Raw genomic sequence first — 12,324 nt, forward strand, 5'->3', positions numbered from 1 at the left:
ATAAATGAAGAATCCTCTATTTGAGAGGATTCTTCATTTATTTAGATAAATTTATTGTAAACGTATCCCCTACTTTTTTAAAATCATTACTTAATCTACCACTTTTCTCAGGAAATTTTACTGCATAAGGGGTAAGAGTTAATATTTTTGCATTTTCGTTAAGATTTTCATCTATATTTGTAAGTTTAAATATTCCATGTCCATCACTTTCACTAGATAGATAAAAGCTAACTTCATTTCCTAAATCGTCATGTCCTTTTACAATCATATCATAATCAGCATCGTTGGAATTTTTCTTATCCTTCTTATAATAAATTTTTTGTCCTAAATGATTACTTGTATATTTTTCTAAACAAACCTTTTGATGATTTGGAAGAGTAAAGGTATGATTCAATAAAATTTCTTGAGTATCTAATGCTAATTCATCTCCATTTGTCTTAAATTCAAAAACCCAATCTCCTGATTTTGTATCTCCATTTACAGTTACACCTGAAAATACAATTTTTATATTTAAGTCACCCTTTATATCATCATCGGTTAATGTATAAGCCATTACTTCTTGGATGGTATGATCGTCTATTTTTTCTGCTGCTCCTCCTGCTCCGTAGCTTGCAATTCTTCCATTTATATAAACAGTACCATCAGCATTGGTAAAGTTATCATTTAATTTTTCATCTGTAGAGATAGTATTGGAAACCACTAGCTCATTATGATCTAAAATGACTTCGTTTAATTTGATGGTTACACCTTTTTTTGTAATAGATTGATTTAAAACAGTTTTATATTCATCTAAGTTTTTTTCTATTCGCAAAAAACCTGCTATATCGTAGGCAATCCTATGCATATGTGCCCATACAGTGCCTTCTACATTGTTTCCCAAAAAACCTATAGCTAGTAAACCGATTAAAGCAGTAGCTATATATTTTTTATATGAATAGTTTTTCTTTCGGATAGATTTTTTAAAAGTTTTTTTCAAATTTTTTCTTTCTATATCTGTAAGTGCTTTTTCATCATATTCATTAAAATCAATATTTATATCATTGAAAAGATTATATATGTTTTTTTCCATTTCTATCCCCTACTTTCTATAATATGAAACATTTTCTTTAATTTTTTTTTCCCTCTAGAGATTCTATTATAGATTACATCTCTTTTTAATCCTGTTTCTTTACTGATTTCATCTACTTCTTGTTCTTTTACATACAATTTAAGAAATAATTTTTTATCTTCATCTTTCAAACAGTTTAATAATTCGTCTAAATCCTTATTTAATTCTTCTTGTGTCATTTCTTTTAGGGTAGAATCTTCTATAGATATTTCTACATAATCTATGTTTTGATTTTTTAAATCTCTTAAATATTTTCTTCGAAAATCAATAGTTTTATATTTGGATATGGCTCCTATCCAATTTTTAAAAGTACTTTTATTTTCATTAAAACTATAAATGTTATTCCAAATTCCTAGTAATATATCATTGATACATTCTTCCTGATGGCTTTTTAGATTGTATAGATGTTTTTTTACAATAGCTTGAATCAATCCTCCATAATGATCTATTACATATTCTAAAGCCTTTTCATTTCGATTTTTTAATTGAAGAATAAAATTTTCTTCTGTAATCTTCATGTAATGCACTTCCTTCCAATAAGCTTATTGTTTCATTTTATTTCTCTGTACACTTAATACTTCGTATTAGATTGTATATAATCTATCCATAGATGGATAAAAATTTTATTTTTTTTAAAATTATATAGAAATTTTTGAGAGAAGAATCATATTTAATACGTAGTAATATATGAAAGGAGTTGAAGAGCGTGGAATATTCACAAAGTGCACTTGTGAAAGGAATCAAAGAAAAAGACGTACCAGCTTATGAACATATGATCAGCAAATATACAAAAGTAATTTATTGCCTAGCTTATAATATCTTATCTCCATCACTTAATAAAGAAGATATTGAAGAATGTGTGTCGGATGTATTTCTAGATGCATGGATAAAAATTAATGAATTTGATGAGGAAAAAGGAAATTTTAGAACATGGCTTTTGATTTTAACAAAATATAAAGCATTAACATATAAAAGAAAAAAAATACAAACTAATGTTGTAGACATTGAGGAATTTGAAGTCAAAGATACTTATAACTTAGAGAAACAATTTTTTTTAAGACAAGATCAAGAAAAGATTATGAAAATTATTGATTCCTTTAATAAAGTAGATAAAGAAATATTTTTTAGAAGATACTTCTTTGGAGAAAAAATAAATGATTTGGCAGAAGTTTTTCATTTATCTAGATCTGCTATAGATAACAGGCTTTTAAGGGGGAGAACGATTATAAAGGAGGCATTTCAGTATGAACGAAGATCAATTGATTGATGTATTAAAAAATCTAGATGATGATTTGGTGGATAAAGAAATAAATAAATTATTAGAAGGGGTTGAAATAGATATGGATTCTATTAATAAAAAAGCTAATGAAAAATTAAGAAATAATAATAAAAAGGTAAAAAGCAGAAAAAGATTACCATATGTGGCAGCTGCTTGTGTATGCTTATTTAGTATTACTGCTGTATATGCGGATGACATTTCCCAGGCAATTCAATCATTTTTTAACAAAACACCTGTGTATTCTACTATAGTAGATGGAGAGGCTTACTACTTAAAAGGCAGAAAATCTTTAGATAAGAATATTAAACTAGAAAGTGTAATGGTTTCACAAGGAAATCTAGAAGTGGAACTTTCTTCAGATTTGAGTGAAGAAGAATTAGAAAATATTAGCATTATACCTAAAAATGATCCTGATACAGTTTATGAGGTAGGAGGTTATTCTAAAGAAGAAGATAAATATTTCTTTAGCTTTGCAAATAAAAAAGAAAAAAATTATAATATTAAACCTTTTCAAGATTTTACATTGATGATAGCAGGAAAGTCTTATGAGGTTTCATTAGAAAAAGCGAAAAGCTTAGATGCAAATAGTAAAATATGTACAAATGATTCCCCAAATAATATAAAGGGTGTCAATATGGGGGCTAAATTAATAGATCAAAATGAAAAATTAAATATCCAATTGATTGCATCCTTTGATGATAAAGACTTAAAATTATCTGCTCTTGGAACACCAATAGATAAAAAAACAGTATCAGTAACAGAAAATAGAAAAGATGGTATTTTTGGATCTGGCACAAGCAGTAGAACAGAAGATCTTTATGTATGGGATAAAATGAATAATAAATACAAGCTTGAAATTCCAAAGGATGCAAAAGGTCGTCCTATAACAATATTTGAAACAGACGCACCAAAGGGAGAAAATTTAACTGTAAAAGTACCTGCTGTCATTACACGCTATGAAAAAACAATTGATTCTTTCAAACTGGATATTCCTGAAAGTGGAGAAGTAAATCTAAATAAAGAAATTGATTTTAAAATTCAAAAGGCGACTATGAAAAATATCAAAAGAGTATCACCAACATCTGCTCAAATAGAATTTGAATTAAATACAGCTGGAGACAAAAATATTAAAATAAGATCATTTGACTTGTATAGCAAAGACGTTAAAAAAATATCTACTGAAATAAATGGAAACAAAGGAATTGTAAATTTAGAATTTGATAAAGATATGGAGAACACAGATATTGAAATTTCTTATCCTGAGTTTGTAATGAATGGAGATTGGACAATTGATATGAAATAAAGAAAATTAAAGAAAGAACGGATACAAAGAAGTGAGGTTCATTTATTGGGAGGTTTATTCTAGGGTGGGTATTTTACTGTTTTATTTTTTAAATAGTTATTGAAGAAGAGGAAATGCCAGATATTTATTTTAAGATATCTTTGGGACTTTCATTGATTACTATGATTATTTATACTATCGGTAGCGAGTTTAATTACTTAAAGAAATTAGAATTTACAATATACAATGTTGCTATTGTAAGTTTTTTAGCTATTATGTTTTCTGGGATATGGAAGATTAAGCCTTTAAGGTTGTATCTAGATGAAGATTTTAATAATGAAATTTAGAATTTAGTAGAATTAAGAAACAGTTACAAAGCTATATAAACAATGAAAAAAGCAAATAAAAAAACTAAGACATCTAGAAATTGCATTTAGATTAGAATAAAATAAAGGAGCACTGATGTTATTTTTTTTCAAAGCATCAGTGCTATTTTTTATGAATGATTTCACATTTCTTTAAAAAAGATTTAAAAAATTTTTTAAAAATGTGTAGTAGATTTATATTTTTTTCGTCTTAACTATTGTAATTACACTACAAAATAAGCTGTACAGTTTAATCAAGGATATAATATTTTTAGAAGGAAATGACTACAAAATAAATTCATGAAAGGTAGATGGTAATGGAGACCGCGAATTTTGAAATATATGAAAATGAAACTAAAAAAAACTCCACAGATAATATGGTTTATGAGTTTACAGAAATATACAAGTTATATTATAAACGTGTATTTAAATATATTTGTTACAGAATTGATGACCAAAATATGACGGAGGAATTATGTAGCCAAGTCTTTGAAAGGATTATTGCAAAATATAGCAGTTTTTCTGGAAATGGCATGACTTTTGAGGGTTGGATTTTTGCCATAGCAAGAAATACTATAACAGACTATTATAGAAAGAAGAATCGAAGATTTCATTTTTCACTGGATTATATAATTGACAGAGTATCTTCAAAACCATCTCCTGATGAATTAATTTTAATTGAAGAGAATAACTCATCTTTATTTAGAGCCTTAGCACATCTTAATGAAAGGGATCGTTCTGTAGTTTCATTGAAATATGGAGCTGAACTCAAAAATACGGAAATTGCAAAGTTAATGGGATTAAGTGAATCAAATGTCAGTGTTATTCTTTGTCGTAGTCTAAAGAAATTACAAAAAATTCTAATCTGTGGAGGTTATAAATATGAGTAGGAAATCAGATATGAATGAATTTAAGCAGATTGAAGATTTACTTATAAATGCAGATGTTGATAGTAGTAAATATGAAGAGATAATTTTAAATCGCTTAAAATATAAAATAGAAACAGGAACAATAAAATCAAACGATATAGAAAAGGATGATATATATATGAAAAAGAAATTTTTTAAACCTTCTAGAGTTGTAAGTTTAACATTAGCAATAGTGATTTTTGGAGTATCTGCTGCTTATGCTACGGGAATTTTATCATCAATTATTGCACGTTTTCAAGTAGGTAATACTGAAATAATACAATATAATGAAGATAAAGATGTTAATAAAGATGTTAATAAAGATGTTAATGATGAAAAAATGATGAAATTCATGCAAGAAGGATTTAAAGGCAAATTGTTTGATAAGAACGGAAAAGAGGCAATATATGGAGAACATACAACTTACTATACTGTAGATGGAAAAGAGATTACGGGAATGGGAGTAAAAGATTTACCCAATGGAGGATATGAATTTTTTATTTCAACAGAAGAAAATACATTAGAAAAAACTCTTACTTTAGAAGAAGTTAAGAAAGTTGCTAATAGCAATATTAAGCTTCCTAGTTACTTACCACAAGGGTACATTTTTAAAGAGGCAACAACCTCTTTTGAAGGAGCGGGCGTTAATGCAATCTATGAGAATAAATCTGGAGACACAATCGTCATATTAGCTTCTACTACAAAAGAATCAACCTGTGGGGTAGCAACCACTGAAAATGTTACTGCAACATCTATTGATGGAAAAAAAGTAACTGTATCAACTAATGCTGCGTTTTGGGAATCAAAAGATGTAACCTACCAATTATATTGGAATTTCGAAAGTAGTAATGATGATAAAATACCTTCTATGGATATGAAAGAGGTTTCAAAAATAATAGAGTCTATGAAATAAGCTAAAAGAGCACTGATTGTGTTGGTTTTCAACGTATCAGTGCTCTCTTCTATTTATTTCTTATTATTTTTGTTTTTGTTTCTTTAGATAGTTTCTTTAATCATGGTAACAAAGTGTCCAAAATCTCTAGATTTTCTATATTTACATTTGGAAGCTGTGCAAATAAATATTTTAGATATTCAAACTGATTTAGATTGTTTTTCTTTGCGGTTTCTATGATTAAATAGAAAATTTTAGAAGAACATGTAGTCATTACCTTTTTTAGGAGGATCAACTATTTGAAGCACACGAATAACAGCTTCTACAAGTAAATATTGATGTAAACGGTCATAGCTAGGAACAGTTATAAAGATATATAAACAACGAAAAAAGCAAATAAAAATAATTAAAGTATGAAATAAATGATAACCGTCCCCAAAGTTTACAAAGTTTACAAAGTTTAAGGTTTATTTAAGGTTAAGATGATAATAGGTTAAGATGTGTGCTTTATAATGAGTAATATATTAACCAAGAGGAGGAGAGTTATGAAAAGTAAAGGACTTACAGGATTTCAATTAAAGATGATAGGACTCATTCTTATGATATTTGATCATATACATGAATTTTTTAATTTTGGAGGGGATATACCTGTGGCGTTTAATTGGGTTGGAAGAATCGTTGCACCTCTTTTTATGTTTATGACAGTAGAAGGATTTATTCATACAAAAAATAGAAAAAAATATATGTTAAGACTTTATATAGGATCATTGATTATGAGTTTTGGAAATTTCTTTTTATCTAGATATTTTCCTAGAACAGATTCTTTTGGCTTAATGAATAATATTTTTTCAACTTTACTAATGATTACTATTTATTTATCTATAGTAGAGTATTTTACAAAAGCTATTAAAGAAAAAAATATAGTCAATATGATTAAAGGGGTAGTGCTATTTATATTACCTGTAGCTTTAGGAATGATTATGTTTATGAATATAACTGTACCAGGAATGATGTATCTTCTATTTACAATTCCAACGCCTATGATGGTAGAAGGTGGACCCGTATTTGTTTTATTAGGTATTGTTATGTATTTACTTAAAGAAGATAGAAAAAAACTTGTGATTGCTTATTCTATTTTATCTATATTGATTATGTTTACAGGAGATATGAGTATAAAAGGATTACTTTTTAGAAACTATCAATGGATGATGATTTTTTCAGCGCCACTTTTTTATTTGTATAATGGTCAAAAAGGAAGAGGTATGAAATATTTATTTTATGTGTTTTATCCAGCTCATATTTATGTATTTTATTGTATGTCTGTATATATGATGAACGTGTTAGGAGCGTAGGAGGTTAAGATATGATTTTGTGGGAAGTAAAAAAGCTTTTTAAATCTAAAATAGGATGGATTTGTTTAGGATTATTTATATTTATTTGTGGAGTCATGTTTTTTTTAAAGCCTATATTAGAAACAGAAAATATATATAGAAATGAAAAGTATGAACTTATAAAAGATGATAGATCAAAAGAGATTATTGCACAAGAAAAACTGGATCAAAAGATTCATCAAATAAAGGAAATGGCAAGTTATAGTGGAAATGATGACTTTTCTAAAACTCTAAAGACTATATCACAAAAAAAATTAAAAGCTATTGAGAACACAAAATATGAGGATGTGAGTTTTTTTAAGGTACTCAATCATAGAATCTCTCATCCTTTTATAAATAGTGTGATGATTATTATTTTGGTTTTAATATTTTCAAATATTTATACAGATGAAAGAATTTCGGGAATGAACGATATTATTCTTTCATCTAAAAACAAATTTAAGGTTTTGTATTCAAAATTAGGAATGGCAATATTTTTACCAATTATTTTGTATATGATTTATGTAAGTATTGCTTTTATAATCACTATTTTTCAGTATGGACCACCTATTCATGGACAATTGGAAGCCCTTAGAATTATTGATTTTGCAGGATTACTTAAAGAACCCTATACCATCTATGAATATTTAGTGTTAAAAATAAGTGTGATGATGGTACTTTTAATTACTGTTTCAGTATTTTCAAGCTTGTTCTCATTTGTAACTAAAACTTCGTTGGCAGCAATTAGCGCAAGTGCATTATTTATAGGATTTGGAAAAGTAATTACTTTAATGAGATTTTTACCACATTCATTTTTAACAATTATGAGTACAAGTAATTATATAGATATTATGTTTCATATGGAACAATTTATAGGAATGTATTTAGGACATGTTCATATTTTAGGAATAAATGTAGATAGGATTCAGATGTGTAATATATTTTTATTATGTATGCTAGGAATAGGAATAGCAGGGTGTATATTTACATTCAAAAAATTTTTAACAAAATAATAGGAGGGAAGATGATTATGAATATACTTGAAATAAAAAATTTAACAAAAACATATGGCAATAAAAATGCAAATGATAATATCACTGTAACTCTTGAGAATGGTTTGTATGGACTTTTAGGACCTAATGGAGCAGGAAAAACTACTTTTATGAAACAAATTACAACTTTAATAGAGCCATCAAAGGGAGAAATTATATATAATGGGAAAAATATAAAAGAATTAAATGAAGAATATAGAGCTGTTTTGGGATATTTACCTCAAGAGTTTGGGGTTTATAAAAATTTTTCAGCTCAACAGTTTTTGCAATATGTAGCAGCTTTAAAGGGAATGAATAAAAAGCAGGCTAAAAATAAAATCAAAGAGCTTTTAGAGCTTGTAGGATTATATGAAGTAAGAAATAAAGCAGTAGATAAATTTTCAGGAGGTATGAAAAGAAGGGTAGGGATTGCACAAGCTTTATTGAATGACCCTAAAATATTAGTTTTAGATGAACCAACAGCAGGATTAGATCCTCAAGAAAGAGCAAGATTTAGAAATCTTCTTTCTCAAATTTCAAAAGATAAGATTATTATATTATCTACTCATATTATTTCGGATATAGAATCTATTGCAAAAGAAACCATTATGATTAAAGACGGAGCAATGCTTATGAAAGGAAATCATAAAGAAATTCTTTCAGGAATGGAAGGAAAGGTTTATTGTATAAAAACTTCTAATGAAAATGAAGTGATGGAGATACAAAATAGTTATAAAGTAGTAAATATACAACGTAGTATAGATCATGTAGAATTAAGAGTAGTAAGTGATAAAATGCCTAGATATGAAAATGTAGAGATAATAGAGCCAAAATTTGAAGATGTTTATATGTTTTATTTTGACCTAGAAAATACTAGGGAGGTGTAATGATGGGATCACTCATAAAATTAGAGCTTAAAAAAATGCTTTTTAAAAAAAGAATTTTAATCATATGGATGGGTATATTATTTCTAAGTTTTATTTCCATAAGAGCATTTTCTATGGAGGAGACTTATGCAGATTTATTTAGTAAATCATATGGATTGGTACCATTTATGGGAATACTGATGTTTATGATTTTTTCAGGAGCATATACCTTAGAATATAATTCTAATATGTCAGGAATTATAAAAACAACAAAAAATGGAAGAAAATCAATAGTAATAGCCAAATCAATAGCATCTGTAATAGGAGCGTCTATTTTAAATCTTTCAATCTTTTTTACATTATGTTTATCAGCTTTTACAAAATTTAAATTTGCAGGATTAGATATACCTTTAAAAAATCTTTGGTATTTTGGAAATAGTGAATCAGATATAACTGTAATACAAATGATTTTAATCATGACTTTTACGATTGTTTTAGGTTCTTTTTTCTTTGCACAAATAGGATTATTTTTATCATCTATCAGTAATTCAGCAGCTATACCTTTTGTGTTTGGAGGACTTATTATGGGACTACCTTATATACTAGAGGGATTTGTAAAAAATATGGGACTAGGAAAATATTTAGGAGCTACACCACTATGGACAATGATGAGTTGTCAGCTTATAAGATACAAAATACCTATGTCAATGATTGGAATTTTTATTGTGATTTTCATAGGTGCAATGACGATTCTTCCTAAATTAACATATGATTCTTTCATGAAGAACAACTAGATAGTGAATAAAAATAACAATAAGTATGATACAATAAAGAAAATAGGAATAAATAAAATAAGCTTATGAAAATGTCCTTTGGTCTATGATCAAAAGGACATTTTCATATTGAAAAAATTAGAAAAGAGGTACTCTATGGAAGGAATATTAAATAAAAAGATTTTAGTTATAGATGATGAACAAGAAATTTTGAGATTAATTCATACGGTTTTACAAAAAGAAGGATTTAAATATGTGTATACAGAGAAGACAGGAATAGATGGAATAAAGCTTTTTGAAAGTATCCAGCCAGATCTTGTAATCCTAGATATTATGCTTCCAGACATAGAAGGATATGAACTTTGCAAAAAAATTAGAAATACTTCCAGAGTACCTATATTGTTTATATCAGCAAAATCTGAAGAATTAGATAAGATCTTAGGATTTGCTATTGGAGGGGACGACTATATTACAAAACCATTTAGTCCAAAGGAGTTGGCTTATAGAGTCAAAGCACATCTAAGAAGAAGTACTTATCAAGTAGAAAATCATGATCCTATCTTACAATTTGGTCCCTTTAGAATGGACCCTAAAAGAGTAGAGCTTTTTAAAGGAGAAGAAAAAATAGAGTTAAAGCCTAAAGAATTTAAGCTTCTTCAATATCTAGCAACTTATCCAAATCAAATTATGAGTAAAGAAAAATTATGTAATGAAGTTTGGGGAGAAGATTATATAGGTTATGACAATACAATTATGGTACATATGAGAAAGATTAGAGAAAAAATTGAGAAAGATCCCTCTAAACCTGAGTATTTAGTGACTGTAAAAGGGTTAGGATACAAACTTTTGATAAAGGATTGATGATTATGAAATGGAAGCTTACCTTTAGTTTTGTCATTAGCATTGTACTCATTGTTGTACTTGTTTTGATTATGAATATAGCCGCTATAATTTTTTTAATAGCTCATAAAAATACAGATAATTTTTCTAATACAATAAAAGATAGAGTGTATTTTAAGCCAGAAGAATATGTTAGGAACTTTCAAGAAAATATTTACAAAGATCAAGAAAAAATTTATATTACAGAGGATGCTAAAAAGTCTCTCATGAAAAATCATGCGTGGATACAAATATTAGATGAAAATGGAAAAGAAATTTATCAGTATCAAAAGGAAAAAACAGTACCTATAAAATATACTCCTGTGGATTTGATTCAGTATTATAAATATGCAAAGCCATCTACTATTTTGGTAGGAGAAAAGTCTATAGATGGATATAGATATAGTTATTTAATTGGCTTTCCTTATTCAGTTATAGATAAGCAAGTTTTAATATACAATAAAGATTATGCGGGATTTATTTTTCGAAATGGACTAATGTTAATCATAGGAATAGATATTATGTTAGCTTTAATATTTGGACTATATTTTAGTGGAAAACTAACAGAGCCTGTCAAAAAAATTATTGAAGGTATTGAGAATTTAGGTAGTGGAAATTATAGAATTCATTATGAAGAAAGGGGTCTATACAAAGAAGTTTATTCTAATATGAATCACTTAGGTTATTTATTAGAAGAAAGTGAACAAGAGAGAAAAGAATTAGATCTTATGAGGGAAGAATGGTTATCAAATATTTCTCATGATATTAAAACGCCTCTTTCATCTATTAGAGGATATGCAGAGCTTCTTTATAGTGGATATGATTTTACAAATGAAGAAGTCAAAGAATATACACAAATTATAGAGAAAAAAGCTATTTATATTAAAGAATTGGTAGATGATTTGAATTTAAGTACTAGATTAAAAAACCAAAAAATATCTCCTAAGCTTGAGGAGTGTAATTTAGTATCTTTTTTAAGAGAAATAGTGATTGATTTTTTAAATACACGAGAAAATAGTGATACCAATATAGAGTTTGTCAGTGATTTAGAAGAAATTTCAAAAAAGATAGATCCTATTTTATTTAAAAGGGTAGTTCATAATATTATATCTAACTCTATTGTTCATAATGATAGAAATGTAAATATTGAAGTGAAAATAAAAAGAGAAAAAGATGGAGTAATGATTTTCATTCAAGATGATGGAAAGGGAATAAAACAAGGAGATATCAAACATATATTTACTAGATACTATAGGGGAACCAATACAAGCAAAGAGCATGAAGGCTCAGGACTTGGAATGGCCATAGCAAAGGATATTGTAAAAATCCATGGAGGAGATATATCTGTACAAAGTAAAATAGGATGTGGAACTACTTTTCAAATTAAAATGTAAAAAGATGATTCTTGTAAAGAGTCATCTTTTTTGAATGTATAGGAGCTTAGAAGGATGATATGAGTGGTTTTGATAAGAATAAAAGAATTTTTATGAAGAAAAATGCAGAAAAACCCAAAATATTGACTGAAATATCTCAATATTGTATAATATCGTATAATAATGTTTGAAAATACA

General features: G+C 27.3%; 14 protein-coding genes. 11 read left to right on the plus strand and 3 right to left on the minus strand.

Features of this window, described 5'->3' with window-relative positions:
• Window positions 1-37 precede the first annotated feature (37 nt).
• Both EK368_RS00585 and EK368_RS00590 read right to left on the minus strand, forming a co-directional pair.
• A complete protein-coding gene (locus EK368_RS00585; protein WP_129595785.1) occupies window positions 38-1,069 on the minus strand; it encodes a DUF4179 domain-containing protein in 1,032 nt (343 codons plus the stop codon).
• A 2-nt stretch (window positions 1,070-1,071) separates the two neighbouring features.
• Window positions 1,072-1,626, minus strand: a complete 555-nt coding sequence (locus tag EK368_RS00590; protein WP_129595786.1) for a sigma-70 family RNA polymerase sigma factor — start codon at window positions 1,624-1,626, stop codon at window positions 1,072-1,074.
• Window positions 1,627-1,814: 188 nt separating this feature from the next.
• Here EK368_RS00590 and EK368_RS00595 point away from each other — a divergent pair, with 188 nt between their 5' ends.
• The 5 genes from EK368_RS00595 (at window position 1,815) to EK368_RS00615 (ending at window position 5,855) form a co-directional block, all read left to right on the plus strand.
• Entirely contained in the window at window positions 1,815-2,375 is a 561-nt protein-coding gene (locus EK368_RS00595; protein ID WP_129595787.1) for a sigma-70 family RNA polymerase sigma factor, read from the plus strand.
• Window positions 2,353-3,690, plus strand: a complete 1,338-nt coding sequence (locus EK368_RS00600; protein ID WP_129595788.1) for a hypothetical protein — start codon at window positions 2,353-2,355, stop codon at window positions 3,688-3,690. Before EK368_RS00595 ends, EK368_RS00600 begins: the two co-directional genes overlap by 23 nt.
• Before the next feature lie 113 nt (window positions 3,691-3,803).
• Window positions 3,804-4,016: a hypothetical protein gene (locus EK368_RS00605; protein WP_129595789.1), complete on the plus strand. Its 213-nt coding sequence runs from the start codon at window positions 3,804-3,806 to the stop codon at window positions 4,014-4,016.
• A gap of 335 nt (window positions 4,017-4,351) precedes the next feature.
• The gene (locus tag EK368_RS00610; protein ID WP_129595790.1) at window positions 4,352-4,924 is read left to right on the plus strand and encodes an RNA polymerase sigma factor; all 573 of its coding nucleotides are present in this window, start codon (window positions 4,352-4,354) and stop codon (window positions 4,922-4,924) included.
• Window positions 4,917-5,855: a DUF4367 domain-containing protein gene (locus tag EK368_RS00615; protein WP_129595791.1), complete on the plus strand. Its 939-nt coding sequence runs from the start codon at window positions 4,917-4,919 to the stop codon at window positions 5,853-5,855. The genes EK368_RS00610 and EK368_RS00615 overlap by 8 nt, the downstream gene beginning before the upstream one ends.
• 100 nt (window positions 5,856-5,955) lie before the next feature.
• Here the strand turns inward: EK368_RS00615 and EK368_RS00620 are convergent, their stop codons facing one another.
• Window positions 5,956-6,108: a transposase domain-containing protein gene (locus tag EK368_RS00620; protein WP_129595792.1), complete on the minus strand. Its 153-nt coding sequence runs from the start codon at window positions 6,106-6,108 to the stop codon at window positions 5,956-5,958.
• Window positions 6,109-6,379: 271 nt separating this feature from the next.
• Here EK368_RS00620 and EK368_RS00625 point away from each other — a divergent pair, with 271 nt between their 5' ends.
• From EK368_RS00625 to EK368_RS00650, 6 genes are all read left to right on the plus strand, one after another.
• Window positions 6,380-7,186 carry a TraX family protein gene (locus EK368_RS00625; RefSeq protein WP_129595793.1) on the plus strand — a complete coding sequence of 269 codons (807 nt, stop codon included), beginning with the start codon at window positions 6,380-6,382 and terminating at the stop codon, window positions 7,184-7,186.
• An 11-nt stretch (window positions 7,187-7,197) separates the two neighbouring features.
• Window positions 7,198-8,217, plus strand: coding sequence for a hypothetical protein (locus EK368_RS00630; protein ID WP_129595794.1), 1,020 nt, complete (start codon window positions 7,198-7,200; stop codon window positions 8,215-8,217).
• Between the two features lie 17 nt (window positions 8,218-8,234).
• Window positions 8,235-9,122, plus strand: coding sequence for an ABC transporter ATP-binding protein (locus EK368_RS00635; protein WP_129595795.1), 888 nt, complete (start codon window positions 8,235-8,237; stop codon window positions 9,120-9,122).
• 2 nt (window positions 9,123-9,124) lie between these two features.
• On the plus strand, window positions 9,125-9,895 hold the full coding sequence (locus EK368_RS00640; RefSeq protein ID WP_129595796.1) for a hypothetical protein: 771 nt from the start codon (window positions 9,125-9,127) through the stop codon (window positions 9,893-9,895).
• Window positions 9,896-10,030: 135 nt separating this feature from the next.
• Entirely contained in the window at window positions 10,031-10,735 is a 705-nt protein-coding gene (locus tag EK368_RS00645; RefSeq protein ID WP_129595797.1) for a response regulator transcription factor, read from the plus strand.
• Window positions 10,736-10,740: 5 nt separating this feature from the next.
• On the plus strand, window positions 10,741-12,147 hold the full coding sequence (locus tag EK368_RS00650) for a HAMP domain-containing sensor histidine kinase (protein WP_129595798.1): 1,407 nt from the start codon (window positions 10,741-10,743) through the stop codon (window positions 12,145-12,147).
• Window positions 12,148-12,324 lie beyond the last annotated feature (177 nt).

This window comes from Anaerophilus nitritigenes (assembly GCF_004138215.1).
In the GTDB taxonomy this organism is placed as follows: domain Bacteria; phylum Bacillota; class Clostridia; order Peptostreptococcales; family Thermotaleaceae; genus Anaerophilus; species Anaerophilus nitritogenes.